The organism is Pseudomonas sp. H3_D04, assembly GCF_054669175.1.
Genome location: NZ_CP162801.1, coordinates 5,955,781 through 5,980,645, shown reverse-complemented (window position 1 = coordinate 5,980,645; position 24,865 = coordinate 5,955,781). Strand labels below are relative to the sequence as shown.

The window sequence follows — 24,865 nt, the reverse complement described above, 5'->3', positions numbered from 1 at the left end:
CTAGCAAGCATCTGATTAAACAACAAGACGAAGTGTTGTTTATTACGTGTAGGAGATATCCCTATATGTGTAAGGGGATTCCCTGATGTCGATTTAATATTCCCCCCTCCAGCCAACAGCCCTGAAACCGTTGAGGCAGAGCGGCGGATGAAACCATCATCAAGTCGTGGCCGGCACCTCCCCAATGGAGGACGTGAAGCATGCCAACAATAAAGCAGGATGAATGTAGGAACGATCCGAAAGATTAGTGTCATCTGTGAACAAAACGAATCTGGACAACGGAGGATTAAGAAAGTGCCACCAAAATGATGGCACTTTATATTAAGCGGTATTTTTGTAAGGTCATCGCAAACAATGGGATCTGTGGACGGTTATTTTCCAATCTGTATTAATCAGTCCACGAAACATATACAGAACTAAACGTTGCCCATAAAAAATGGGCACCCGATTCAATCGGTGTGCCCATTTTTCAATACGGTTCTCCCCGTTATTCAGGGAGTTCGCCGCAATTACGGATTAACGCTGTCTTTCAACGATTTGCCTGGCTTGAACGCGACAGTATTGCTGGCCTTGATTTTGACAGGTTCACCGGTTTGCGGGTTTTTGCCGGTGCGGGCACCGCGGTGGCGTTGCAGGAAGGTACCGAAGCCCACCAGCGTGACGCTGTCTTTGCGGTGCAGAGCGCCGGTGATTTCTTCGAGAACGGCGTTGAGAACGCGGTTGGCCTGCTCTTTGGTGAGATCTGCTTTTTCAGCGATTGCAGCGGCGAGTTCTGGTTTACGCATTAGTGAAGCCCCTTTGACGGTTTTTTGTTGTTATGTCCGTGCTGTTCTCGTTGGAACAGCGCCCAAAGCGCCGCAGGTGCTCTACTCTGCGGCAGACGGGAGTGAGAATGGCACGCACGGAAGAGCCGCGCCAGTCTCGGCGCGACCTTTGTAGGGGCAAAAGAGGGGTGATTCCGACAGAACGACCGGTATTTACGCCAGCAGTGCCGGAAGCTCTTTGTTCAGGGCCAGTTTTTCCATCACCGCCGCGCCTGTCAGGGCATAACCGAGCAGTTTTCCGCTGGCATCGCGGCATAAAGCTTTGATGTCCGCGCCCTGCCCTTCAACGGTCCAGACACCCTCGGCACCCCGTGGTGGTGGCGAAACCACCAACGGACAGACCGGGGTTTTCACGGTGATTGGCATCGGGCCATAACTCACGGCGGTGGGGTTGCCGGCGAGGGTTTGCGCCAGCGCTCTCGCACAGCTCATCAGGGGCATGACGTACAACAGATTCAGCCCATCGACCTCGGCGCAGTCGCCCAAGGCGTAGATATTGGCGTGGGAGGTTTTCAGGTGGCGATCGACCATCACGCCTCGGTTGACCTGCACACCAGCCGCAGCCGCCAGATCGATACGCGGACGCAGGCCGATGGCCGAGACCACCACGTCGCAAGCAATCACCTGACCATCGGACAGATGCGCTTCCACGCCGTCTGCGACGTGCTGCAAGCGGTTGAGCACCGGCCCCAGGTGGAAACGCGCCCCCAAGCTTTCCAGCCCGGCCTGCACCGCAGCCGCCGCCGCCGGGTGCAGCAGGGTCGGCATGACTTGCTCGCACGGTGCAACCAGTTGCACCTCGTAGCCGCCGAGGATCAGGTCATTGGCAAACTCGCAACCGATCAGGCCGACACCTAGCAGCAACACCCGATGTTTGCCTGCCGCTGCGGCGCGAAAGCGGGCGTAATCTTCCAGGTCGTTGATCGGGAACACCACATCCGCCGCATCGCCTTCGATGGGCACCCGCACGGTTTCCGCGCCCCAGGCCAGGATCAAGTCGCGATAAATGACCGCTTCCTCACCGATCCACAGGCGCTTGTGGCCCGGATCGATGCCGCTGATGCGCGTGTGGGTGCGCACTTCGGCCCTCAATTGCTCGGCCATGGCACCCGGCTCGGCCATGCTCAGGCCGTCAGCGTCTTTGTTTTTGCCAAAACCGGTGGAGAGCATCGGTTTGGAGTAGGAGCGTCCGTCATCGGCGGTAATCAGCAGCAACGGGGTTTCGCTATCGAGTTTGCGAAACTCCCGGGCCAGGTTGTAACCAGCCAGCCCGGTGCCGACGATCACGACAGGTGCGTTCATTCCTTACTCCTCTGGTGTTTTGTTAGTTGATTTCGATCATTTCGAAATCCATCTTGCCGACGCCGCAGTCCGGGCACAGCCAGTCTTCCGGCACGTCCTGCCACAGCGTGCCCGCCGCAATGCCGTCGTCCGGCCAGCCCTCGGCCTCGTTATAGATCAGGCCGCAGACCACACATTGCCACTTTTTCATTCAGGTACTTCCTCAGGATTCAGGCTTATTGCCGGCGCGAACGGTCGATGGTTGGAGCGCTGCCGTCCGGCTCAGGGGCGTTTTGTACTGATCGGGCCCGGCAGATGCAAGCGCGTTCCGCGCAACGGCGGCCCCGATCAATCAAAATCGCTGGCTGACATGGTAAGCTCGCCGCCTCATTTGCTGCCAATAATGACTCACTGTGCCGCACTCAAAACTCCCCTCCGCTATCCCGCTGTGGCTCCCTCAAAGCCAACTGACGCCCCTCCCCGACACGTCTACCCTCGACTGGCTGTTCGACGAAGGCTCCCTGACCCGACGCCTGATCCGCTTGTCGAATGACGGCTTCAGCGTCACGCCGTTGTTTGAAGGCTGGCAAACGCTGCGCGCCGACGAATGTGCTGCGCTGGAGTTGGAGGAAGGCAGTGAAGGCTGGGTGCGCGAGGTGTATTTGCGGGGGCACGGCGAAGCCTGGGTGTTTGCCCGTAGCGTGGCGGCGCGCAGCGCCTTGCAGGGCGACGGCTTGCACATGGATGAACTGGGTAGCCGCTCGTTGGGTGAGTTGCTGTTTTGCGATCAGGCGTTCCAGCGTCGCGCCATCGAGGTTTGTCACTATCCTCAGGAATGGCTGCCGCTGGCGTCCCGGGCCCCCGAACTGTGGGGCCGTCGCTCGCGGTTCGACCGTGGCGCCTTGAGCGTGCTGGTGGCTGAAATCTTCCTGCCGACCTTGTGGCTCGCCGCCCGCGCCCACCCGGAGAACTGCTGATGTACCAGAGCCTGCTCAAGTCCCTGAACCGCTTGAACCCTCGGGCCTGGGACTTCATTCAGCTGACGCGCATGGACAAGCCGATCGGCATCTATCTGCTGCTGTGGCCGACCCTGTGGGCGCTGTGGATTGCCGGCAAAGGCTCGCCCTCCCTGGCCAACATTGTGATTTTCGTCCTCGGCGTGGTCCTGACCCGTGCGGGCGGTTGCGTGATCAACGACTGGGCGGATCGCAAGGTCGACGGTCACGTGAAGCGCACCGAGCAGCGCCCTTTGGTCAGCGGCAAGATCAGCTCCAAAGAAGCCCTGGTGTTCTTCGCGGTGCTGATGGGCGTGAGTTTCCTGCTGGTGCTGTGCACCAATGCGGCCACGGTCTGGTTGTCGTTCGGCGGTTTGGCGCTGGCCTTCAGCTACCCGTTCATGAAGCGCTACACCTATTACCCGCAAGTGGTACTGGGCGCGGCGTTCTCTTGGGGCATGCCGATGGCGTTCACCGCCGAAACCGGCGAGCTGCCGGCAGCGGCATGGTTGCTGTGGATCGCCAACCTGCTGTGGACCGTGGGCTACGACACTTACTACGCGATGACCGACCGCGACGACGACTTGAAGATTGGCGTGAAATCCACCGCCATTCTGTTCGGCGATGCGGATCGGGTGATCATTCTGACGTTGCAAGGCTTGGCGCTGGGGTGTCTGTTGCTGGCAGGATCGAAATTCGAGCTCGGGGGCTGGTTCCACTTGGGATTGCTGGCGGCGGCGGGCTGTTTCGCGTGGGAATTCTGGTACACCCGCGGCAAGGACCGGATGCGTTGCTTCAAGGCGTTTTTGCACAACCACTGGGCCGGGTTGGCGATTTTTGTCGGGATTGTGCTGGACTACGCCACTCGCTGACCGCCCAAGCCGTTGCCGACGCTATGTGTCGGCAACGGCTACAGGCGTTGAGTCGTCTATTTTTGCGACTCGTGAACAACGTGCCAGACGTCTTTCATTTTGTCGCCCACCATGTCGCCGGGTTTTTTGTCCTTCACGAATGTGTAAAGAGGTTTACCGTCGTAGGCATATTGGCTCGTGCCGTCATCGCGCTTGATGACGCTCCACTTGCCAGCGGCCGTGGCACCCGCCGGTGCCATCATGGGTGGCCAGTTTTTGGCGCAATCGTCATTACACATCGACTTGCCGCCGCTGTCCTTGTCAAACGTGTACAAGGTCATGCCCTTGTGGTCGACCATCATCCCGTCCTTCATCATCGCCGGGTCGGCGGCGAAGGCCATGGTTGGCAGCGTTAGAGCTGCAGTCACTAAAAATGCCTTCCAGGATTGAGCAATGTGATTCATGGAAACCTTCCTTTTGTGGTTGTCAGGATTCGGACTTAGAGCTTAGTTCAGGATCATGACCACCGCCGACCTGCTAAATTGCTGTCACACGACTGCAATAATTCCGTTATCTAATGCGGCGCAAGACAGTTAAATGACAAGAGGATTAAGGCATGGTTGGCAGGAGCATTCTGATCGTCGACGACGAAGCGCCCATTCGCGAAATGATCGCCGTTGCGTTGGAAATGGCCGGCTATGACTGCCTGGAGGCCGAGAACTCCCAACAGGCCCATGCCATCATCGTCGACCGCAAACCGGACCTGATCCTGCTCGACTGGATGCTGCCCGGCACGTCCGGTATCGAGCTGGCTCGCCGTCTCAAGCGCGATGAGCTGACCGGGGACATCCCGATCATCATGCTCACCGCCAAGGGCGAAGAGGACAACAAGATCCAGGGGTTGGAAGTCGGCGCTGATGATTACATCACCAAACCGTTTTCCCCCCGTGAACTGGTGGCGCGCCTCAAAGCCGTGCTGCGCCGTGCCGGTCCTACCGATGGCGAGACACCGATCGAAGTCGGCGGCCTGCTGCTGGACCCGATCAGCCACCGTGTGACCATCGACGGCAAACCCGCCGAGATGGGCCCGACCGAATATCGTCTGCTGCAGTTTTTCATGACTCACCAGGAACGGGCCTACACCCGTGGCCAGTTGCTGGATCAGGTCTGGGGCGGCAACGTGTATGTCGAAGAGCGCACCGTCGACGTGCACATCCGCCGTCTGCGCAAAGCCCTCGGTGATGCCTATGAGAATCTGGTACAAACCGTGCGTGGCACCGGTTACCGCTTTTCTACCAAAGCCTGACCAAGAGCTTTCCCGCCCGACAAGCTGACAAGGACGCGTGTTCAATTGAACCAAAACTGGCATGGCACCCTGATCCGCCACATGCTGTTGCTGGTGACCGGGTGTCTGGTGATCGGCCTGATTACCGGCTACTACGGCTGGAGTCTCGCCGCGGGCCTGGGCCTTTACTTGGCCTGGACCCTCAAGCAATTGCTGCGGCTGCACGAATGGCTGCGGCTGCACAAACCCGACGAGGCACCACCCGACGGCTATGGCCTGTGGGGCGAAGTGTTCGACAGCATCTACCACTTGCAACGTCGCGACCAACGCGTGCGCGGACGCCTGCAAGCGGTGATCGATCGGGTCCAGGAATCCACTGCCGCGCTGAAAGACGCCGTCATCATGCTCGACAGCGAGGGCAACCTTGAGTGGTGGAACCGCGCCGCCGAAACACTGCTTGGCCTGAAGACGCCGCAAGACAGCGGCCAGCCGGTCACCAACCTGGTGCGCCATCCGCGCTTCAAGGAATATTTCGAGCAGGACAGCTACGCCGAACCGCTGGAAATCCCTTCGCCGATCAACGATCGCCTGCGCATTCAGCTGTACATCACCCGCTACGGCAACAACGAACACTTGATGCTGGTGCGCGACGTGACGCGTATCCATCAGCTGGAACAGATGCGCAAAGACTTCATCGCCAACGTCTCCCATGAACTGCGCACACCGTTGACGGTCATCTGCGGTTACCTGGAAACCTTGCTGGATAACGCCGAGGAAGTGAACCCGCGCTGGACCCGTGCCTTGCAGCAAATGCAGCAGCAAGGCGGGCGCATGCAGACCTTGCTCAACGACTTGTTGCTGCTGGCCAAACTGGAAGCCACCGATTACCCCTCGGACAACCAGCCCGTGGCCATCGACGGCTTGCTGCAATCGATCACGAGCGACGCCCAGCAGTTGTCCGGCCAGAAAAACCAGCACATCACTCTGGAAGCTGATCCAACGATCCTGCTCAAGGGCAGCGAAGCCGAGTTGCGTAGCGCGTTTTCCAACCTGGTGTTCAACGCAGTGAAATATACGCCGGCCGAAGGCAATATCCGCATTCGCTGGTGGGGCGATGAGCAAGGCGCGCACCTGAGCGTGCAGGATTCCGGGATCGGCATCGACAGCAAACACCTGCCGCGCCTGACTGAACGTTTCTACCGCGTCGACTCCAGCCGCAATTCCAACACCGGCGGCACCGGCCTCGGCCTGGCAATCGTCAAACACGTGCTGCTGCGCCACCGCGCACGGATGGAAATCAGCAGCGTGCCGGGCCACGGCAGCACCTTTACCTGCCATTTCGCGCCCGCTCAGGTCACAAAAACCCGGGTCATCAGCACCGCCGACTGATACCGGCCAGCACTCGCCACTAGGCAATCGCCCGGTCAGCCGCTACATTGGCTGACTTGTGCCTGCCCTTCAGGCACCGCATTGACCCCCTATTCGAATACACGGAACCCGCAAAACTCCATCATGGACCCTTCCCCAGGCTTGACCCTCGCGACACTCTTCGCCGATTTCGGCATGATTCTTTTTGCTCTGATCCTGGTTTTGCTCAACGGCTTTTTCGTTGCGGCGGAATTCGCCATGGTCAAATTGCGCTCGACCCGGGTCGAGGCCATCGCTGAGAAAAACGGCTGGCGCGGACACATCCTGCGCACCGTTCACAGTCAGCTCGATGCGTACCTCTCAGCGTGCCAATTGGGTATCACCCTCGCCTCCCTGGGCCTGGGCTGGGTCGGTGAACCGGCGTTCGCACACATTCTGGAGCCGCTGCTTGAAGCCGTCGGCGTGCAGTCGCCCGAAGTGGTCAAAGGCGTATCGTTCTTCGCTGCGTTCTTCGTCATCTCGTACCTGCACATTGTGGTCGGTGAGCTGGCCCCGAAATCCTGGGCCATTCGCAAACCCGAGTTGCTGTCGCTCTGGACCGCAGTGCCGCTGTACCTGTTCTACTGGGCCATGTACCCGGCGATCTACCTGCTCAACGCCAGCGCCAACACCATCCTGCGGATCGCCGGCCAGGGTGAACCCGGCCCGCATCACGAACACCATTACAGCCGTGAAGAACTGAAACTGATCCTGCACTCCAGCCGTGGCCAGGACCCGAGCGACCAAGGCATGCGTGTGTTGGCTTCCGCCGTGGAAATGGGCGAGCTGGAGGTGGTCGACTGGGCCAACTCCCGTGAAGACCTGGTGACGCTGGAGTTCAACGCGCCGCTCAAGGAAATCCTGGCGATGTTCCGTCGCCACAAGTTCAGCCGCTATCCGGTGTACGACAGCGATCGCCAAGAGTTCGTCGGCTTGCTGCACATCAAGGATCTGCTGCTGGAACTGGCGGCTCTGGACCACATTCCCGAGTCATTCAACCTCGCCGAACTGACCCGGCCGCTGGAACGCGTGTCGCGGCACATGCCGCTGTCGCAGTTGCTGGAGCAGTTCCGCAAGGGTGGCTCGCACTTCGCCCTGGTCGAAGAAGCCGATGGCAACATCATCGGCTACCTGACCATGGAAGACGTGCTTGAGGTGCTGGTCGGCGACATTCAGGACGAACACCGCAAGGCTGAGCGCGGCATTCTCGCGTACCAGCCGGGCAAGCTGCTGGTGCGCGGTGATACGCCGTTGTTCAAGGTCGAACGCCTGCTGGGCATCGACCTGGACCACATCGAAGCCGAAACCCTCGCCGGGCTGATCTACGAAACCCTGAAACGGGTGCCGGAAGAGGAAGAAGTGCTGGAAGTCGAAGGCTTGCGAATCATCATCAAGAAGATGAAAGGGCCGAAGATCATTCTGGCCAAGGTGTTGATGCTCGATTAAGCGCGACACCGGCGGCGAGCGAGCTTTTGTGGCGAGAGAGCTTGCTCGCGCCGGCCGATCCGCGCCAGGGCGTAGCAGTCGTAAACCGATGAATGCGGTGTGCGGTTGCAGGCGTTGGGGCCGCTTCGCAGCCCAGCGGGAGCAAGCTCCCTCGCCACAGTAATCGTGCTGATCCGGCTATTGCTTGCCCAACGCAAAGTTGGGCAACGCACCCACTGGCTGATTGAACTGATACGGAATCGACACCAACCCAAGCCCCGTATTGCGCTGCACCACGAAGTGCAAATGCGGCCCGCTGCTGTTGCCGGTGTTGCCCGACAGGGCCAGCGCACTCCCCACCGCTACCCGTTGCCCCTCGCGAACGCCCACCGAACCTTGCTTGAGGTGCAGGTACACGCCCATCGTCCCGTCATCGTGCAGCACCCGCACGAAATTGCCTGAAGGATCGGTGCCACGTCCGGTCTGGGCATTTTCGGTTTTCACCACCACCCCGCCCCGCGCCGCAATGATCGGCGTGCCTTCGGGCATGGCGATGTCCATGGCGTAACGGTTTTTGGCGCCGAAATGGCTGTATTGGCCGTTGGCACCCTGACTCAAGCGAAACGGCCCACCACGCCAGGGCAGCGGATACCGATAGGCCATGGCAGCCCCTGAAGGGTCGCCCAGGGAATATTCGAACCTTGGGGTGTACGTCAGCGGCCTTCCGGCCTTAGTCGCCGTGAGCAGCGCCAGACGGATGTTGCTGCGGGCCGGCATCACCCGGCGGATCGGTCGGCTCGGCGCGCCGCTGACATTGCTCAACCCGGCAAAACTCAGCTCGATCTCGACCGGCGCATACAGGTCGTTGCGCACGTACACGTTGTCCACGCCCTTCTGCTTCTTGATCTCCAGGTACACCTGGCGCTCAAGGTGCTCGACCATGCGATCACGAAAAACGAACACCTGGGAGCCTTTCGTGGGGCGGTCGCTGTAGGAGACCACGCCATTGGCGTCTTTGGACTTGTAGATCGTCATGGCCACAGCCGAGGTGGAGGCCATGAAAAGACCACAGAAAAACAGCAGGCGCGCGAGCATGGGCAAGAGTCTGTCGAGTGAGGCCTGGGAAGGAGCCTAGCAGCTGCAATGGACCCGGGTAGTCGGCAGATGTTTCAAAATGGGCAGCAAAGGGGATGTGCGGTGAGTTTGATGGCCCCTTCGCGGGCAAGCCTCGCTCCTACAGGTCGGTGTGATCTGTCGAGGCTTGCCCGCGAAGACGGACTCTCAGGCGATGAAGATTACGCGCCTGGGACGAAATGCTTCTGCGCCGTGCCACGTGCGATCAATCGGGAGATGTAGTCGAGCTTCTGCGCATCCTGATCCACAAAGCGGAAGGTCAGTTGCAGCCAGTCGCTGTCAGGTTTCGGCTCAAACGCGACAATGGCGTGCAAGTAGCCATTGAGGCGGGCGACTTCAGCGTTGTCGCCCTGCTCCAGGTCCAGCACGGCGCTGTCGAGGACTTGCGGCAGCGTGTCGGTACGCTTTACCACCAGCAGCGCTTCCTTGATGCTCAAGGCTTTGATCACGCACTGCTGAATGCCGCTTGGCAAACGCAGCTGACCTTGACCCCGACCGCTGGCGGGAGCGGAAGCAGCGCCCGGTGCCTTGACCGGCGGGCTATTGAGCAAACCGCGAGACGCAGCCGGGGCAGGGGTCGGCGCGGCGGCAGCAGGTTTGGCGAACGGGTTGACCGGCGCCGCTGCAGGTGCGACCACGGCCGCCTTGCCGCCGGTCAATGCGCTCAGGGAATCGTTGCCGAAAGCCGAGTTCATTTTGGTCGGCGCACCGTTCATCAAGGCGTCGAGCTTGCCGACCTTGTTCAGCGCTTGCTTGACCTTGGTCAGCAGTTGTTCGTTGGTGAAGGGCTTGCTGACGTAGCCGGAAACGCCGGCCTGAATCGCCTGGACCACGTTCTCTTTATCGCCACGGCTGGTCACCATCACGAAGGGCATGGTCTTGAGATTGTCCTGCTCGCGGCACCAGGTCAGCAGTTCCAGGCCAGACATTTCCGGCATTTCCCAGTCGCACAGCACCAGGTCGAACGCTTCCTTGGCCAGCATGGCCTGAGCTTTTTTGCCGTTGATGGCATCTTCGGTCCGGATACCCGGGAAGTAGTTACGCAGGCACTTCTTTACCAGGTCACGAATGAACGCTGCATCGTCCACCACCAACACACTGATCTTGCTCATCCATCACCCCTCGAAAAAATCCCGGCAAGCATACCGTTTTGCTGATGGCACATTGCCAAAAACCTTCAGTCACGCCGGGACTTTTCGTTCGCGGGTGCTGCTTTTGAAGTCGAAAGCCACACACAAAAACGCCCGGCCAAAGGACCGGGCGTTTTTCTTGGGCAGTCTTACTTATCGTCAGCTTTGCCCGGAACATTAGCGGTTTCGCCACTTGTGCCTTCAACTTCTTCTTTCATGCGCTTGAGGCCCAGGTGACGCACGTCCGTGCCGCGCACCAGGTAAATCACCAGTTCCGAGATATTGCGCGCGTGGTCGCCGATCCGCTCCAGCGAACGCAGCACCCAGATAATGCTCAAGACCCGCGAGATAGAGCGCGGGTCTTCCATCATGTAGGTCGCCAGCTCACGCAGTGCGGTCTTGTATTCGCGGTCGATGATCTTGTCGTACTGGGCCACCGACAACGCCAGGTCGGCGTCGAAGCGGGCAAAGGCGTCCAGCGCGTCACGCACCATGTTGCGCACCTGGTCGCCGATGTGGCGAACCTCGACGTAGCCGCGCGGGGCCTCGCCTTCTTCGCACAACTGAATGGCGCGGCGGGCGATCTTGGTCGCTTCGTCACCGATGCGCTCCAGGTCGATCACCGATTTGGAGATGCTGATGATCAGACGCAAGTCGGATGCTGCCGGCTGACGACGGGCCAGAATGCGCAGGCATTCTTCGTCGATGTTGCGTTCCATCTGGTTGATCTGGTCGTCGATCTCGCGAACCTGCTGGGCCAGGCCGGAGTCGGCCTCGATCAGCGCGGTCACCGCGTCATTGACCTGCTTTTCCACCAGACCGCCCATGGCCAGGAGGTGGCTGCGAACTTCCTCCAGCTCAGCGTTGAACTGCGCGGAGATGTGATGGGTAAGGCCTTCTTTACTAATCATTCGGTTCGCTCCGCGAAAGTTGCCAGCTTCAAGCTGCAAGCTTCAAGCAGTTATGTATAAGTCCTGATATCGCACCGCTTCCTACTTGCCGCTTGAAACTTGCGGCTTGCAGCTGTACGGCTAGCCGTAGCGACCAGTGATGTAGTCTTCGGTCTGCTTCTTCGCCGGATTGGTGAACAGCGTATCGGTGTCGCCGAATTCCACCAGTTTGCCCATGTACATGAACGCCGTGTAGTCGGAAACCCGCGCGGCCTGTTGCATGTTGTGGGTCACGATGACAATGGTGAATTTCGATTTCAATTCGTAGATCAGTTCTTCGACTTTCAGCGTGGAGATCGGGTCGAGTGCCGAGCATGGTTCGTCGAGCAGCAGCACTTCCGGCTCTACAGCGATGGTGCGCGCGATGACCAGACGTTGCTGCTGACCACCGGACAGGCCGAGTGCCGATTCATGCAGACGGTCTTTGACTTCGTCCCACAGCGCCGCGCCTTTCAACGCCCACTCGACCGCTTCGTCGAGAACGCGCTTTTTGTTGATGCCCTGGATGCGCAGGCCGTACACCACGTTTTCGTAGATGGTTTTCGGGAACGGGTTCGGCTTCTGGAACACCATGCCGACGCGACGACGCAGTTCGGCCACGTCTTCGCCCTTACGGTAGATGTTGTGGCCGTACAGGTTGATTTCACCTTCTACGCGGCAACCGTCGACCAGGTCGTTCATGCGGTTGAAGGTACGCAGTAGCGTGGACTTGCCGCAGCCGGACGGGCCGATGAAGGCGGTCACACGCTGTTTCGGAATGTTCAGGCTGACGTCGTACAGCGCTTGTTTGTCGCCGTAGAACAGGTTCAGGCCCGGCACTTCGATGGCCACGGTTTCCTGTTCAAGGCTCAAGCTCTGTTTGTCGCGGCCCAAGGCAGACATGTTGATGCCGTGGGTATGTGCTTCGTGCTGCATGGGGTCTCACTCCGTTCGTAGCTGCAAGCTTCTAGCTGCAAGCTGCAAGTTTTGAGCAAAAGCGGCTTATAACTTGCCGCTTGTGGCTAATGGCTTTAGCTGTCTAGAGCTTTGTATTTTTCGCGCAGATGGTTACGGATATAAACGGCCGACAGGTTCAACGTGGCAATCACCAGCACCAGCAGCAGCGCCGTGGCATACACCAGCGGCCGCGCGGCCTCGACGTTCGGGCTTTGGAAGCCGACGTCATAGATATGGAAGCCCAAGTGCATGATCTTCTGGTCCAGGTGGAGGTACGGGTAGTTGCCGTCCAGTGGCAGCGACGGCGCCAGTTTCACCACACCCACCAGCATCAGCGGCGCCACTTCACCGGCGGCGCGCGCCACGGCGAGGATCATGCCGGTCATCATTGCCGGGCTGGCCATTGGCAGCACGATCTTCCACAAGGTTTCAGCCTTGGTCGCGCCGAGGGCCAACGAGCCTTCACGCACGGTGCGAGGAATCCGCGCCAGGCCTTCTTCCGTGGCCACGATCACCACCGGAACCGCCAGCAGCGCCAGGGTCAGGGACGCCCAAAGCAAACCCGGTGTACCGAAGGTCGGCGCCGGCAACGCTTCCGGGAAGAACAACCGGTCAACCGAACCGCCAAGTACGTAGACGAAGAAGCCCAGGCCGAACACGCCGTAGACAATCGCCGGAACGCCCGCCAGGTTGTTCACCGCGATGCGGATAATCCGGGTCAACGCGTTCTGCTTGGCGTATTCACGCAGGTAAACCGCCGCCAACACGCCGAACGGCGTCACGATCATCGCCATGATCAAGGTCATCATGACGGTGCCGAAAATGGCCGGGAAGATCCCGCCCTCGGTGTTCGCTTCACGCGGGTCATCGCTGAGGAATTCCCAGACCTTGCTAACGTAGAAGCCGATCTTGGTGAAGGTGCCCATGGCGTTCGGCTGATAGGCGCGGACCACTTTGCCGATGCCGATCTCGATCTCTTTGCCGTTGGCATCGCGGGCGGTCAGGCTGTCGCGGTTGAACTGGGCGTGCAGGTCATTCAGGCGGGCTTCGATGTCCTGATAACGAGCATTGAGCTCAGCGCGCTCGGATTCCATGTCCGCTTGCGCGGCGGCGTCGAGCTGGCCGGCCAGTTCCAGTTTGCGACCGTGCAGACGCACACGTTCCAGACCGGCGTTGATCGCGCCAATGTCGACTTTCTCCAGGGTCTTGAGCTGTGCTGCAAGCTTGTTCACGCGATCGACACGGGCCTGCAACTCGGGCCATGCGGCTTCGCCCTCAGCAATGACTTTGCCGTCCTGCTTGACGTTGACCAGGTAGCCGTAGAAGTTGCCCCACTCGCGACGCTCGACGGCCATCAGCTCCGGCGGCGTCTTCTGGTTGGTCAGCCACTCGCCGACGATCCAGGTGAAGTCGTTGCCGTTCAGGTCGCGGTTGCCGACCTTGATCAGCTCACGGGTCATGAACTCCGGGCCCTGATCGGGCACCGGCAGACCAGCGCTTTTCAGGCGCTCGCGCGGCACTTCTTCTTTCTGCACCACTTCGCCGATGACGAGGTGGTTGGCCTGGCCCGGCACGTCATAACTGGCGTGCACCAGGTCTGCCGGCCAGAAGTGGCCCAGACCGCGCACGGCAATCACCGCCAGCAAGCCAATGGTCATGATGACCGCGATGGACACCGCGCCACCGCTGATCCAGACGCCTGGGGCGCCGCTCTTGAACCATCCTTTCAGGGAGTTCTGTTTCACAGACTTCTACCTTTCTTAAAGCGACGAGTATTTCTTGCGCAGACGCTGACGAATCAGTTCCGCGAGGGTGTTCATGACGAAGGTGAACAACAGCAGCACCAGTGCCGAGAGGAACAGCACGCGATAGTGGCTGCCGCCGACTTCCGACTCGGGCATTTCCACCGCGACGTTGGCGGCCAGCGTTCGCAGACCTTCGAACAGGTTCATTTCCATGACCGGGGTGTTACCGGTGGCCATCAGCACGATCATGGTTTCACCGACCGCACGGCCCATGCCGATCATCAGTGCCGAGAAGATGCCCGGGCTGGCGGTGAGGATCACCACACGGGTCATGGTCTGCCATGGCGTGGCACCGAGGGCCAGGGAACCGAGGGTCAGGCCGCGGGGCACGCTGAACACGGCGTCTTCGGCGATGGAGTAAATGTTCGGGATCACCGCGAAGCCCATGGCCAGACCGACTACCAGAGCGTTGCGCTGGTCGTAGGTAATGCCCAGGTCGTGGGAGATCCACATGCGCATGTCGCCGCCGAAGAACCAGGTTTCCATGTACGGGCTCATGTACAGCGACAACCAGCCCACAAACAGAATCACCGGGATCAGGATCGCGCTTTCCCAGCCGTCCGGCACTTTCAGGCGGATGGACTCAGGCAGGCGGCTGAAGACGAAACCGGCGACCAGGATGCCGATCGGCAGGAGCATCAGCAGGCTGAAGATGCCCGGCAAATGCCCTTCCACATAAGGCGCGAGGAACAGGCCGGCGAAGAAGCCGAGGATCACCGTCGGCATCGCTTCCATCAGCTCGATCACCGGCTTGACCTTGCGACGCATGCCCGGGGCCATGAAATACGCGGTGTAGATCGCGGCAGCGACGGCCAGAGGAGCGGCCAGCAGCATGGCGTAGAACGCGGCTTTCAGGGTGCCGAAGGTCAGTGGCGACAGGCTCAGCTTGGGTTCGAAGTCGGTGTTGGCGGCGGTCGATTGCCAGACGTATTTAGGCTCGTCGTAGTTCTCGTACCAGACCTTGCTCCACAACGCGCTCCACGACACTTCCGGGTGCGGGTTGTCGAGCAGCAGCGGCTGAATCTTGCCGCCCGCTTCGACGATCACACGGTTGGCCCGTGGCGACAGGCCGAAGACGCCTTGGCCGTCGACCACCTGGTCCACCAGCAAGGTGCGGTGGGCGGTGCTGTGGAACACGCCAAGCTTGCCGGAGGCGTCGAGGGCCACGAAGCCTTTGCGACGTTCTTCAGCGGTGATTTCAACGATCGGCGTAGTGCCCATCTGGAAAGTGCGGATCTGCTTCAGGCGCAACTCGCCATCCGGGTCACGGGCCATGAACCACTGGGCCAGGCCGCCTTTGGAGTCGCCGAGGATCAGCGAGATACCGCCCACCAATTGAGTACTGGCAGTGATTTCGGCGTCACCGTTTTCCAGCAACTTGTAGCGACCGTTGAGGCTCTTGTCGCGCAGGCTGAATACGTCGGCCTGGGCGCGACCGTTGATCACGTACAGCCATTGCTGACGCGGGTCGACAAAGATGTTCTTCACCGGCTCGGTCATCTGCGGCAGCTCGATACGCTTCTGCTCGTTGGTGACTTCGCCGGTCATCATGTTTTCTTCGCTGGTCAGCGAGAGCACATTGAGTTGTGAGCCGGTGGAACCGACCAGCATCAGGGTCGAATCCGTGGCGTTGAGGCTGACGTGCTCCAGTGCACCGCCCGCTTCGTTCAGCGCGATCGGCGTTTCGCCGTACGGGTATTCGATCGCCGGCGAGATGGTTTTCTTGCCATCTGGATAGCTGACTTTATAAGTGTGACGGAACACCAGCGCCTGACCGTTGGACAGACCTACTGCGACCAGCGGATGGCCGGGCTGGTCTTCGCCGATGGAGGTCACGGTGGTGCCGGCCGGGATCGACAGATCGACGCGCTTGAGTTCAGCGCCACTGTCGATGTCAAAAAACAGCGCCTGCCCTTTGTCGGAAACTCGCATGGCGACCTGGTTCTGCTCTTCCAGAGAGATCATCAACGGCTTGCCGGCGTCTTGCATCCAGGCGGGCGTGATGGATTCCTTGGCGGTCAGGTCGGCACCCTGAAACAGGGGGAAGACAACGTAGGCGAGGAAGAAAAAGATCAGCGTGATCGCGCCGAGAACGGCAAGGCCGCCCACGAGGACGTACCAGCGGGTCAGGCGATCCTTGAGCGCGCGGATGCGGCGCTTGCGTTGCAGCTCAGGCGTATTGAAATCAATTCGCTTGGGGGGATTAGTAGTCATGGTGGAATTGGCCAGATCATTCATGCGCACACCCTAGCGATCCTGTATGACAGAAAGATGACAATGCAGTGACGCAGCAAATCCGCCGCCAGCGGGAACTGGCAGTGGACCGGAAATTTGGGGGCCGGCGTACCGGCATTTGCAGGATCGAAGCTTGCTCGCGAAGGCGTCATTACATTCAACGTCACGTTGACTGAACCACCGCTTTCGCGGGCAAGCCTCGCTCCTGCAGAGCCCGGGATTACCCCGGGCTCAGGGTTTTACTTTTTTGCTACGTTGCCGCCTTCTTGCAGACCCAGGTCAGCCAGTGCTTTTGCAGCAACCTTGGCTGGCAGTGGGATGTAACCGTCTTTCACTACAACTTCCTGACCCTGTTTGGACAGAATCAGTTTCACGAACTCAGCTTCCAGCGGGGCCAGAGGCTTGTTCGGGGCTTTGTTGACGTAAACGTAGAGGAAACGCGACAGTGGGTACTTGCCGTTCAGGGCGTTTTCTTCGCTGTCTTCGATGAACTCGGTGCTGCCTTTCTTGGCCAGGGCCACCGTCTTCACGCTAGCGGTTTTGTAGCCGATGCCCGAGTAACCAACACCGTTCAGCGAAGAGCTGATCGACTGCACGACCGAAGCCGAACCTGGTTGTTCGTTGACGTTTGGCTTGTAGTCGCCTTTGCACAGGGCTTCTTCTTTGAAGTAGCCGTAGGTGCCGGATACCGAGTTACGACCGAACAGCTGAACCGGCTTGTTGGCCAGGTCGCCCGTCACGCCCAGATCACCCCAGGTTTTCACGTCGGTTTTAGCACCGCACAGACGAGTCGAGGAGAAGATCGCGTCGACTTGCTCCATGGTCATGTGCTGGATCGGGTTGTCTTTGTGTACGAAGACAGCCAGGGCGTCCACGGCAACCGGAATAGCGGTTGGCTTGTAGCCGTATTTGGTTTCGAAGGCTTGCAGCTCGTTGTCCTTCATCTTGCGGCTCATCGGGCCCAGGTTAGCGGTGCCTTCAGTCAGCGCAGGTGGCGCGGTAGAGGAACCAGCAGCCTGAATCTGGATGTTGACGTTCGGGTATTCTTTTTTGTAGTTCTCAGCCCACAGGGTCATGAGGTTGGCCAGGGTATCGGAGCCGACGCTGGACAGGTTGCCCGACACACCAGTGGTCTTGGCGTAGCTCGGGATAGCAGGGTCAACAGCGGCAACCGCGTTGGCAGTCGCAACGCCAGCAGCGACAAAAGTCATTGCCGCCATCAAACGCTTCAGTTTCATGCCTTACTCCTAGCAGATAGGGTGTGTTAGTCGGGGCCAAGTATCAGCAGGCCGTGTGAACACTCTATGGCTGAAATATGACAATTGGATGAAAGGCCAGCATTCGAGTTTTTACCGGATAATTCATGCGCCCCAAATCGCTAGCAGGCTAGCCCCACATTGGAATGCAATTCAATGTGGGCGCTAGCCTGCTTGCGATAGGGCCGGTACAGCTACAGACAGTTTCGGGGATCAGCGACCCTTCTTCCAAAGATACGCACCCACCAGAATCCCGACCCCGCAAATGATCGCCACGTAGTAGGCAGGTCCCATCGGGCTTTCCTTGAGCAGCAGCGTCACCACCATCGGCGTCAAACCACCGAAAATCGCATAGGCCAGGTTGTAGGAGAACGACAACCCGCTGAAGCGCACCACCGCTGGAAAGGCTTTGACCATCACGTAGGGCACTGCACCGATGGTCCCGACCAGGAAACCGGTCAAGGCGTACATCGGGAACAGCCAGTCCGGGTGGTTGAACAGGCTGTGATAGAACGTCCACGAGCTGATCAACAGCGCGGCGCTGCCAAACACAAACACTCGGCCAGCGCCGAAACGGTCAGCCAGGGCACCGGAAGCCACGCAACCTACACTCAGGAACACGATCGCCAGGCTGTTGGCCTGCAACGCGGTAGTTGGCGAGAAGTGGTAAACGGTCTGCAGCACGGTCGGCGTCATCAGAATGACCACGATGATGCCGGCGGACAGCAGCCAGGTCAGCAACATGGAAATCAGGATCGCACCGCGATGGTCACGCAGCACCGCGCGCAGCGGCACTTCTTCGGCCAGGGCCTTGCGCAGTTGCAGTTCGGCAAACACTGGGGTCTCGTGCAACCAGCGGCGCAGGTAGACCGAGAACAGACCGAACACGCCACCCAGCAGGAACGGGATCCGCCAGGCGTAATCGGACACTTCCAGCGGGGTGTAAATGCTGTTGATCGCCGTGGCGACCAATGAACCCAGGAGGATGCCAGCCGTCAGACCGCTCGTCAGGGTGCCGCAGGCATAACCGATATGTCGCTGCGGCACGTGTTCGGAAACGAATACCCACGCGCCCGGCACTTCACCGCCAATCGCCGCGCCTTGAATCACCCGCATCAACAGCAACAGGATCGGCGCCCACATGCCGATCTGCGCATAGGTCGGCAGCAGACCCATGATCAGGGTCGGCACCGCCATCATGAAAATGCTCAGGGTGAACATCTTTTTGCGGCCAAGCAGGTCGCCGAAATGGGCCATCACAATGCCGCCCAACGGACGAGCGAGGTAGCCGGCGGCGAAAATGCCGAACGTCTGCATCAGGCGCAGCCACTCGGGCATGTCCGCCGGGAAGAACAGTTTGCCCACCACCGTGGCGAAGAACACGAAGATGATGAAGTCGTAAAACTCCAGTGCGCCGCCCAGGGCAGACAGCGATAACGTCTTGTAGTCGCTACGGGTTAACGGGCGGGCGGGCTGGGTCGGCTGCGCGATGCTAGAGGGCGCTGTGGTCATGGCAAGGGCTTCTCTTATAGTCGGATCTGCAACCCCAACAACGCTGGCGAGGGCTTGGGCAGGTCCGGCACGATAGCAAATTGTTCGAAAAAGCACATAGAGGTGCGTATTTGACGGTCAAAATGAGAACCGGACGGTCGTCTCGGAGTCTACCGATCGATATACTCGCTGCGTTGCAGCATTTGTAAGGGGTTGCTGTGCGAAAACGCGCTGGATGACTGGCAAGGTCATTGCGTGGCTCAGTCGGTTTCGCAGAGTTTCCCTTTAGGCGCCTTTCGAAAAACGTGACGAACGTAGTATGTTCGGGGCTGAATCGTTTTTTCTTGAGACGGCTATTCACCTGAAGTACCAATGAAGAGTCACGGGTCAGAGGCACCCCCGGCATGATAGAGCTCGAACAAGAAGATCCAATTCCGCAAGGCGACCTTGCCCTGCAAATCACCGCGCTTCCGCGTGAAACCAACGGCTTTGGCGATATTTTCGGCGGCTGGCTGGTGGCACAGATGGATTTGGCCGGCACCGCAATGGCCAGCAAAGTTGCGGGTGGGCGCGTAGCAACCGTGGCGATTGATCGCATGGCGTTCCTGGTCCCGGTGGCGGTGGGCGCTCAGCTTTCCTTCTATACCCAGGCGCTGGAAATCGGCCGCAGCTCGATTCAGATGATGGTCGAAGTCTGGAGCGACGATCCGCTGTCCAGCGAGTGGCGTAAAGTGACTGAAGCCGTGTTTGTGTTTGTCGCGATCGATGGCAGCGGCCGTACTCGTTCGGTTCCTCCACGCGCGCGTTAAACACGGCGACCTTTCTGCGGTCCATTGCAGTCATTGTTCCTGATCGAGAGTTGCCCCATGAGCACGCCCAACGTTGAAGCCGTGAAACTGGATGAACTGAACTGCTGGCGCATCCGCCACGGTCAGGCCGAATTGCTGGTTGCCCAGCAAGGCGCGCACATCCTCAGTTATCAATTGGCCGGCCAACCGCCGCTGATCTGGCTTAACGATGAGGCCGTGTTCAAGACCGGCAAGAGCATCCGCGCCGGCGTGCCGGTGTGCTGGCCGTGGTTCGGCAATTTCAAGCGCAACCCGCAAAGCGTCCAGGCGATGCGCGTCAGCAACGAACCGCCGACTGCCCACGGCTTTGTCCGGGCGATGGATTGGGAATTGGGCGGCATAGAAACCGAGGGTGAGAGCCTGAAGGTGGAATTCGTCCTGCCCTACCCCGAAGGCGGCTTTCCAGGCTGGCCACATCAGGTGGATCTGAAGTTGAGCATCCGTCTGGATGAGCAACTGCACATCAGCTTGACCAGCCACAATCAGGGCACCGATACCGTCACCATCAGCCAGGCGTTGCACAGTTACTTCGCTGTCAGCGATGTGCGCACGGTGCATGTCGAAGGGCTGGATGGCTTGAGCTATATCGAAACGCTGGACGACTGGAAAACCGTGACCCAGACCGGCGATCTGCGCTTTACCGGCGAAACCGACCGTATCTACCTCAATACCCCGGCGAAGCTGAGCATTGTCGACCCGGCCTGGAAACGGCGCATTGAGCTGACCAGCAGTGGTTCGCGCTCGGCGGTGATCTGGAACCCGTGGATCGAACGCGCGGTGGCATTCAGCGACATGGCCGACGATGGCTGGCAGAAGATGCTGTGCATCGAGACGGCGAATGTGATGGATGATGTGGTGACGCTGAAACCCGGCGCCACCCACACTCTCGAAGTCAGCATCGCCAGCAACCCTTTATAAGCAACACCACAAAACCAATGTGGGAGCGAGCCTGCTCGCGATGACGTCATAACATCCAACATCAATATTGGCTGTTACACCGCTATCGCGAGCAGGCTCGCACACAGTGGATCTTTGCCAGTCTGGTTGGCGCTGTTACAAATCCGACTCCTGCACCACCCGCACCTTCGCCGCATCCAGCGCATACGCCGCGTCAGCTAGGTCGTTGTTGACCTTCTCGATCTTCAGCGTGCCGGTCACCCACAGCGGTGTGTAGATATCGTCCAGCTTCAAACCCTTCGGATAACGCACCAACACCAATTGGTTAGGTGGCGGTGGCGGCACGTGGATGCAGGCGCCCGGGTACGGGACAAGGAAGAACAGCGTGCTGTGGCCCTTGGCGTCGGACTCCAGCGGTACCGGATAACCGCCGATGCGGATGTTCTTGTCGTTCATCGACGGCACGGTTTTGGTCGAATACATCACCGCCGGCAAGCCCTTGCTCTGCTTCATGCCACCTTTTTCAGTAAAGGTGCCATCGCCTTCGGGGGAGTTGTGGTCGATTTCGGGCATGGCCTCGAGGGCTTTCTGGTCCGACTTGGGCATCAGTTCGAGCCAGTCGGTTTCCGGCAGTTCGCCGGCATGGGCAAGGCCCGTACCCAGTAAAAGAAAAGTCAGCAGAAAACGGCGCATGAAGGTGCTCGGCATAAGGAGAGGTCTGTGCAACGCCGAGCATTCTAGCCCTCCCCGCGTGCGGCGCGGAGAGGACTTCGTCGCTTGAATCAGTTCTTTCTGATCAAACCGTAGATCACCAGCAGCACCACCGCGCCGACCAGCGCACCGATGAAGCCTGCACCTTCGCCTGCGTGATAGATGCCCAGAGCCTGGCCGCCATAAGTGGCCGCCAGCGAACCGCCGATACCGAGCAGGATGGTCATGATCCAGCCCATGCTGTCATCACCCGGTTTCAGGAACCGAGCCAGCAGGCCGACGATCAAGCCGATAAAGATGGTTCCGATAATTCCCATGGCACTTCCCTCTGATTGAATGGCAATGCAGAAGCCTAGTCAGACTTTCGCATCCTGCCATGAGAGAACGGCGGACCTAGAATGGTTCCGCCGCTGCCACATGAAACTGTTTATTCGGCGATGAGCGCTTCGACCTTGAGGATCTGCGCGGCCAGTGTTTCGCGGTTTGCACAACGCAGGTTGGCGTGACCGACCTTGCGGCCAGCCTTGAACGCTTTGCCATAGTGATGCAGATGGCAATCGGCGATGGCCAGGACCTTTTCAGTCTCCGGGACTTTGCCGATGAAGTTGAGCATCGCGCTCTCGCCGACCTTCGCCGTCGAACCCAGCGGCAGGCCAGCAACGGCCCGCAGGTGGTTTTCGAACTGGCTGCACTCGGCGCCTTCAGTGGTCCAGTGACCCGAGTTATGCACGCGCGGGGCGATTTCGTTGGCCTTGAGGCCACCGTCGACTTCAAAGAACTCGAACGCCATCACGCCGACGTAATTCAGCTGCTTGAGCACGCGGCTGGAATAGTCTTCCGCCAAGGCTTGCAGCGGATGGTCGGTGCTGGCCACGGACAGTTTGAGGATGCCGCTGTCGTGGGTGTTGTGAACCAGCGGATAGAATCTGGTTTCACCATCGCGAGCACGCACAGCGATCAGCGAGACTTCGCCGGTGAACGGCACGAAGCCTTCCAGCAGGCAGGCCACGCTGCCCAGTTCGGCGAAGGTGCCGACCACGTCTTCCGGTTTGCGCAGGACTTTCTGGCCCTTGCCGTCGTAACCCAGGGTGCGGGTTTTCAGCACGGCCGGCAGACCGATCGACGCCACGGCAGCGTTCAGATCGGCTTGCGATTGAATGTCGGCGAACGCAGGGGTGGGAATCCCCAGGTCCTTGAACATGCTCTTCTCGAACCAGCGATCGCGGGCGATGCGCAGGGCTTCGGCGCTCGGGTAGACCGGGACGAATTGCGACAGGAAAGCCACGGTTTCAGCCGGGACACTTTCGAACTCGAAGGTCACCAGATCGACTTCATCAGCCAGCTGACGCAGGTGGTCCTGATCGCCATAATCGGCCCGCAGGTGTTCGCCCAACGCGGCTGCGCAAGCATCCGGTGCCGGGTCCAGGAAAGCGAAGTTCATGCCCAGCGGGGTGCCCGCCAACGCCAACATGCGGCCCAACTGGCCGCCACCGATTACACCGATCTTCATCGTCAACAACCTCAGGCGATGCGTGGGTCTGGATTTTCCAGGACGCTGTCTGTCTGCTCAGCGCGGAATTTTTTCAGCACCGCGTGGAACTGCGGGTGCTTGGCGCCGAGGATACTCGCCGACAGCAGGGCTGCGTTGATCGCGCCGGCCTTGCCGATGGCCAGGGTGGCAACCGGAATGCCCGCTGGCATCTGCACGATCGAGAGCAGCGAATCGACGCCCGAGAGCATCGACGACTGCACCGGCACACCCAGCACCGGCAGGTGGGTCTTGGCCGCACACATGCCAGGCAAGTGGGCCGCGCCGCCGGCACCGGCGATGATCACCTCGATGCCACGCGCCTCCGCCTCTTCGGCGTACTGGAACAGCAGGTCCGGGGTGCGGTGGGCAGAGACCACTTTCACCTCGTAAGGGATGCCGAGCTTTTCCAGCATATCGGCGGTGTGGCTAAGGGTGGACCAATCGGACTTGGAGCCCATGATCACGCCAACCAGTGCACTCATCGTCGTGCCTCTTCTCTCTGGGCGCCCGCAGGCGCGTCAAAAAACAACAAGCCACGCAAAATGCGTGGCTTGATTGTACGAATTATGGCCAGTCAAGCCGGCCGAAGGCCGCGCAGTATACCTCAATGAAGCAGATAAACAGCCCCTGAAACGACCATCTGTCATACGGCGCAAAGTGCCGGTTTTATTGACTTGAAGGTCAGCGAAAGAACACCACAAATCCCCTGTGGGAGCGAGCCTGCTCGCGAATGCAATGTGCCAGTCGCCGACACTGTTGACTGAACCACCGCATTCGCGAGCAGGCTCGCTCACTTTTGATCTTCAGTGGTTTCAGGAACCCGTCGTGCCTTGGGCGGCGCCGCCTTCCAGTTTGCGCCACAGCAAACGAACGTTCGCCTTGCGCACCAGCGCGCAGCGATACAGTCGGATCTCCAGCGGCACATGCCATTGCGGGCCGCCGCAGACCACCAGTTCACCGCGCGCCAGTTCGGCACGCACGCTCAATTGCGGCACCCAGGCAATCCCCAACCCCTCGAGCGCCATGCTTTTCAGGCTGTCGGCCATGGCGGTCTCATAGATGGTGGTGAAGCGCAGCGCACGCTGGCGCAGCAGCATATTGACCGAACGCCCGAGAAACGCACCGGCGCTGTAAGCGAGCAGCGGCACACTGGCCTCGCCTTCCAGATCGAACAAGGGTTTGCCGTCGGCATCCGCCGCGCACACCGGCAACATCTCCGTGTGACCAAGGTGCAGCGACGGGAAGATTTCCGGGTCCATCTGCAAGGCCGCGTCCGGGTCATAGAACGCCAGCATCAAGTCGCAACCGCCCTCGCGCAGCGCATGCACCGCGTCGCCGACGTTGGTCGCCACCAACCGCGTGGCAATGTTCAGGCCTTCATTGCGCAACTGCGCGATCCAGCGCGGAAAGAACCCCAAGGCCAATGAGTGAGCGGCAGCCACTTGCATCACTTCGCCCTGCCCGCCTTCCAGGTGATGAAGGTGGCGCAGCACTTCGCCGAGCTGTTCAACCACAGTCCGCGCAGTCACCAGGAACAACTGCCCCGCCGCCGTCAGTTCGACCGGCGTGCGCGAGCGGTTGACCAACGTCAGCCCCAGCGCGGCTTCCAGGCTGCGGATTCGGCGACTGAACGCGGGCTGAGTCACGAAGCGGCGTTCCGCAGCCTGGGAGAAGCTGCGGGTGGCGGCCAAGGCGCTGAAGTCCTCGAGCCATTTACTTTCCAGATTCATCACGTCCTCCCGGACACGCACCAATTTAGGTCACACGCTCGCCGCACACACGGCGTCACACCGGCATTATGCCGAATGTGCATAGGCCAGTGTTTAACAGCATTGGCCGAAAATTCTCTACAAGCCTAGCATTTGCAGCGTTC

Annotated in this window: 24 protein-coding genes; 7 read left to right on the top strand and 17 right to left on the bottom strand. The window is 59.8% G+C overall.

Translation table 11 applies throughout. The features are described from left to right. Positions 1–509: 509 nt before the first annotated feature. The 3 genes from AB4N91_RS27445 to AB4N91_RS27435 all read right to left on the bottom strand — a co-directional run bounded on the left by AB4N91_RS27445 (position 510) and on the right by AB4N91_RS27435 (position 2,316). Complete coding sequence (locus AB4N91_RS27445; protein WP_003213368.1) at positions 510–785, bottom strand: HU family DNA-binding protein; 276 nt, start codon at positions 783–785, stop codon at positions 510–512. A 192-nt stretch (positions 786–977) separates the two neighbouring features. Next, the gene (locus tag AB4N91_RS27440) at positions 978–2,126 is read right to left on the bottom strand and encodes an NAD(P)/FAD-dependent oxidoreductase (RefSeq protein ID WP_010465297.1); all 1,149 of its coding nucleotides are present in this window, start codon (positions 2,124–2,126) and stop codon (positions 978–980) included. A 22-nt stretch (positions 2,127–2,148) separates the two neighbouring features. Then, complete coding sequence (locus AB4N91_RS27435) at positions 2,149–2,316, bottom strand: rubredoxin (RefSeq protein ID WP_010465298.1); 168 nt, start codon at positions 2,314–2,316, stop codon at positions 2,149–2,151. Between the two features lie 202 nt (positions 2,317–2,518). Between AB4N91_RS27435 and AB4N91_RS27430 the strand changes: the two genes are divergently transcribed. Both AB4N91_RS27430 and ubiA read left to right on the top strand, forming a co-directional pair. After that, positions 2,519–3,082, top strand: coding sequence for a chorismate--pyruvate lyase family protein (locus AB4N91_RS27430; RefSeq protein ID WP_305648258.1), 564 nt, complete (start codon positions 2,519–2,521; stop codon positions 3,080–3,082). Continuing rightward, the gene (gene ubiA, locus AB4N91_RS27425; protein ID WP_010465303.1) at positions 3,082–3,972 is read left to right on the top strand and encodes a 4-hydroxybenzoate octaprenyltransferase; all 891 of its coding nucleotides are present in this window, start codon (positions 3,082–3,084) and stop codon (positions 3,970–3,972) included. Before AB4N91_RS27430 ends, ubiA begins: the two co-directional genes overlap by 1 nt. Before the next feature lie 56 nt (positions 3,973–4,028). Here ubiA and AB4N91_RS27420 read toward each other — a convergent pair whose 3' ends face one another. Next, complete coding sequence (locus AB4N91_RS27420; protein WP_010465305.1) at positions 4,029–4,415, bottom strand: COG4315 family predicted lipoprotein; 387 nt, start codon at positions 4,413–4,415, stop codon at positions 4,029–4,031. 152 nt (positions 4,416–4,567) lie between these two features. Here AB4N91_RS27420 and phoB point away from each other — a divergent pair, with 152 nt between their 5' ends. The 3 genes from phoB (at position 4,568) to AB4N91_RS27405 (ending at position 8,089) form a co-directional block, all read left to right on the top strand. After that, positions 4,568–5,257: a phosphate regulon transcriptional regulator PhoB gene (gene phoB / locus AB4N91_RS27415; RefSeq protein WP_008150066.1), complete on the top strand. Its 690-nt coding sequence runs from the start codon at positions 4,568–4,570 to the stop codon at positions 5,255–5,257. An 81-nt stretch (positions 5,258–5,338) separates the two neighbouring features. Further along, complete coding sequence (phoR, locus tag AB4N91_RS27410) at positions 5,339–6,625, top strand: phosphate regulon sensor histidine kinase PhoR (RefSeq protein WP_460112683.1); 1,287 nt, start codon at positions 5,339–5,341, stop codon at positions 6,623–6,625. A gap of 123 nt (positions 6,626–6,748) precedes the next feature. After that, the gene (locus tag AB4N91_RS27405; RefSeq protein ID WP_010465310.1) at positions 6,749–8,089 is read left to right on the top strand and encodes a hemolysin family protein; all 1,341 of its coding nucleotides are present in this window, start codon (positions 6,749–6,751) and stop codon (positions 8,087–8,089) included. Between the two features lie 177 nt (positions 8,090–8,266). Here AB4N91_RS27405 and AB4N91_RS27400 read toward each other — a convergent pair whose 3' ends face one another. From AB4N91_RS27400 to AB4N91_RS27365, 8 genes are all read right to left on the bottom strand, one after another. Then, positions 8,267–9,163, bottom strand: a complete 897-nt coding sequence (locus AB4N91_RS27400) for a peptidoglycan DD-metalloendopeptidase family protein (RefSeq protein WP_010465311.1) — start codon at positions 9,161–9,163, stop codon at positions 8,267–8,269. A 200-nt stretch (positions 9,164–9,363) separates the two neighbouring features. Further along, the gene (locus tag AB4N91_RS27395) at positions 9,364–10,314 is read right to left on the bottom strand and encodes a response regulator (protein WP_010465313.1); all 951 of its coding nucleotides are present in this window, start codon (positions 10,312–10,314) and stop codon (positions 9,364–9,366) included. 167 nt (positions 10,315–10,481) lie between these two features. Further along, entirely contained in the window at positions 10,482–11,243 is a 762-nt protein-coding gene (gene phoU, locus AB4N91_RS27390) for a phosphate signaling complex protein PhoU (RefSeq protein ID WP_008150055.1), read from the bottom strand. A gap of 120 nt (positions 11,244–11,363) precedes the next feature. After that, positions 11,364–12,197 carry a phosphate ABC transporter ATP-binding protein PstB gene (gene pstB, locus AB4N91_RS27385; protein WP_010465315.1) on the bottom strand — a complete coding sequence of 278 codons (834 nt, stop codon included), beginning with the start codon at positions 12,195–12,197 and terminating at the stop codon, positions 11,364–11,366. A gap of 95 nt (positions 12,198–12,292) precedes the next feature. Continuing rightward, positions 12,293–13,963 (bottom strand): phosphate ABC transporter permease PstA, encoded by a 1,671-nt coding sequence (gene pstA, locus AB4N91_RS27380; RefSeq protein ID WP_010465316.1) that lies wholly within the window; start codon positions 13,961–13,963, stop codon positions 12,293–12,295. A 15-nt stretch (positions 13,964–13,978) separates the two neighbouring features. Next, the gene (locus AB4N91_RS27375; protein ID WP_311100609.1) at positions 13,979–16,012 is read right to left on the bottom strand and encodes an ABC transporter permease subunit; all 2,034 of its coding nucleotides are present in this window, start codon (positions 16,010–16,012) and stop codon (positions 13,979–13,981) included. Positions 16,013–16,497: 485 nt separating this feature from the next. Further along, entirely contained in the window at positions 16,498–17,496 is a 999-nt protein-coding gene (locus AB4N91_RS27370) for a phosphate ABC transporter substrate-binding protein PstS family protein (RefSeq protein WP_460111938.1), read from the bottom strand. A 231-nt stretch (positions 17,497–17,727) separates the two neighbouring features. Next, positions 17,728–19,026 (bottom strand): MFS transporter, encoded by a 1,299-nt coding sequence (locus AB4N91_RS27365; RefSeq protein ID WP_010465323.1) that lies wholly within the window; start codon positions 19,024–19,026, stop codon positions 17,728–17,730. A gap of 383 nt (positions 19,027–19,409) precedes the next feature. On the opposite strand from AB4N91_RS27365, the gene AB4N91_RS27360 reads away from it, so the two are divergent. Beyond that, positions 19,410–19,814, top strand: coding sequence for an acyl-CoA thioesterase (locus AB4N91_RS27360; protein ID WP_007896491.1), 405 nt, complete (start codon positions 19,410–19,412; stop codon positions 19,812–19,814). A gap of 57 nt (positions 19,815–19,871) precedes the next feature. Beyond that, on the top strand, positions 19,872–20,771 hold the full coding sequence (locus AB4N91_RS27355; protein WP_154912739.1) for a D-hexose-6-phosphate mutarotase: 900 nt from the start codon (positions 19,872–19,874) through the stop codon (positions 20,769–20,771). A gap of 135 nt (positions 20,772–20,906) precedes the next feature. On the opposite strand, the gene AB4N91_RS27350 is transcribed toward AB4N91_RS27355, so the two are convergent. The 5 genes from AB4N91_RS27350 to AB4N91_RS27330 all read right to left on the bottom strand — a co-directional run bounded on the left by AB4N91_RS27350 (position 20,907) and on the right by AB4N91_RS27330 (position 24,722). Beyond that, positions 20,907–21,443, bottom strand: coding sequence for a DUF3299 domain-containing protein (locus tag AB4N91_RS27350; protein WP_154912738.1), 537 nt, complete (start codon positions 21,441–21,443; stop codon positions 20,907–20,909). Positions 21,444–21,532: 89 nt separating this feature from the next. Beyond that, positions 21,533–21,778, bottom strand: a complete 246-nt coding sequence (locus tag AB4N91_RS27345; RefSeq protein WP_010465333.1) for a GlsB/YeaQ/YmgE family stress response membrane protein — start codon at positions 21,776–21,778, stop codon at positions 21,533–21,535. A gap of 110 nt (positions 21,779–21,888) precedes the next feature. Next, positions 21,889–22,971 (bottom strand): 5-(carboxyamino)imidazole ribonucleotide synthase, encoded by a 1,083-nt coding sequence (locus AB4N91_RS27340; RefSeq protein ID WP_200667306.1) that lies wholly within the window; start codon positions 22,969–22,971, stop codon positions 21,889–21,891. A gap of 11 nt (positions 22,972–22,982) precedes the next feature. Then, positions 22,983–23,474, bottom strand: a complete 492-nt coding sequence (purE, locus tag AB4N91_RS27335; RefSeq protein ID WP_008150032.1) for a 5-(carboxyamino)imidazole ribonucleotide mutase — start codon at positions 23,472–23,474, stop codon at positions 22,983–22,985. A 330-nt stretch (positions 23,475–23,804) separates the two neighbouring features. After that, positions 23,805–24,722 (bottom strand): LysR substrate-binding domain-containing protein, encoded by a 918-nt coding sequence (locus tag AB4N91_RS27330; protein ID WP_145306508.1) that lies wholly within the window; start codon positions 24,720–24,722, stop codon positions 23,805–23,807. Positions 24,723–24,865 lie beyond the last annotated feature (143 nt).

Excerpts from the sequence above, each read along its gene's own strand:
- AB4N91_RS27340 (WP_200667306.1), bottom strand. The coding sequence starts at position 22,971 with ATGAAGATCGGTGTAATCGGTGGCGGCCAGTTGGGCCGCATGTTGGCG.
- AB4N91_RS27365 (WP_010465323.1), bottom strand. The coding sequence starts at position 19,026 with ATGACCACAGCGCCCTCTAGCATCGCGCAGCCGACCCAGCCCGCCCGC.
- AB4N91_RS27350 (WP_154912738.1), bottom strand. The coding sequence starts at position 21,443 with ATGCGCCGTTTTCTGCTGACTTTTCTTTTACTGGGTACGGGCCTTGCC.
- AB4N91_RS27405 (WP_010465310.1), top strand. The coding sequence starts at position 6,749 with ATGGACCCTTCCCCAGGCTTGACCCTCGCGACACTCTTCGCCGATTTC.
- AB4N91_RS27360 (WP_007896491.1), top strand. The coding sequence starts at position 19,410 with ATGATAGAGCTCGAACAAGAAGATCCAATTCCGCAAGGCGACCTTGCC.
- AB4N91_RS27375 (WP_311100609.1), bottom strand. The coding sequence starts at position 16,012 with ATGCAAGACGCCGGCAAGCCGTTGATGATCTCTCTGGAAGAGCAGAAC.
- AB4N91_RS27355 (WP_154912739.1), top strand. The coding sequence starts at position 19,872 with ATGAGCACGCCCAACGTTGAAGCCGTGAAACTGGATGAACTGAACTGC.
- pstB (WP_010465315.1), bottom strand. The coding sequence starts at position 12,197 with ATGCAGCACGAAGCACATACCCACGGCATCAACATGTCTGCCTTGGGC.
- purE (WP_008150032.1), bottom strand. The coding sequence starts at position 23,474 with ATGAGTGCACTGGTTGGCGTGATCATGGGCTCCAAGTCCGATTGGTCC.
- phoR (WP_460112683.1), top strand. The coding sequence starts at position 5,339 with ATGCTGTTGCTGGTGACCGGGTGTCTGGTGATCGGCCTGATTACCGGC.
- AB4N91_RS27395 (WP_010465313.1), bottom strand. The coding sequence starts at position 10,314 with ATGAGCAAGATCAGTGTGTTGGTGGTGGACGATGCAGCGTTCATTCGT.
- AB4N91_RS27370 (WP_460111938.1), bottom strand. The coding sequence starts at position 17,496 with ATGAAACTGAAGCGTTTGATGGCGGCAATGACTTTTGTCGCTGCTGGC.
- AB4N91_RS27330 (WP_145306508.1), bottom strand. The coding sequence starts at position 24,722 with ATGAATCTGGAAAGTAAATGGCTCGAGGACTTCAGCGCCTTGGCCGCC.
- AB4N91_RS27440 (WP_010465297.1), bottom strand. The coding sequence starts at position 2,126 with ATGAACGCACCTGTCGTGATCGTCGGCACCGGGCTGGCTGGTTACAAC.
- AB4N91_RS27345 (WP_010465333.1), bottom strand. The coding sequence starts at position 21,778 with ATGGGAATTATCGGAACCATCTTTATCGGCTTGATCGTCGGCCTGCTG.
- phoU (WP_008150055.1), bottom strand. The coding sequence starts at position 11,243 with ATGATTAGTAAAGAAGGCCTTACCCATCACATCTCCGCGCAGTTCAAC.
- AB4N91_RS27435 (WP_010465298.1), bottom strand. The coding sequence starts at position 2,316 with ATGAAAAAGTGGCAATGTGTGGTCTGCGGCCTGATCTATAACGAGGCC.
- AB4N91_RS27420 (WP_010465305.1), bottom strand. The coding sequence starts at position 4,415 with ATGAATCACATTGCTCAATCCTGGAAGGCATTTTTAGTGACTGCAGCT.
- ubiA (WP_010465303.1), top strand. The coding sequence starts at position 3,082 with ATGTACCAGAGCCTGCTCAAGTCCCTGAACCGCTTGAACCCTCGGGCC.
- phoB (WP_008150066.1), top strand. The coding sequence starts at position 4,568 with ATGGTTGGCAGGAGCATTCTGATCGTCGACGACGAAGCGCCCATTCGC.
- AB4N91_RS27445 (WP_003213368.1), bottom strand. The coding sequence starts at position 785 with ATGCGTAAACCAGAACTCGCCGCTGCAATCGCTGAAAAAGCAGATCTC.
- AB4N91_RS27400 (WP_010465311.1), bottom strand. The coding sequence starts at position 9,163 with ATGCTCGCGCGCCTGCTGTTTTTCTGTGGTCTTTTCATGGCCTCCACC.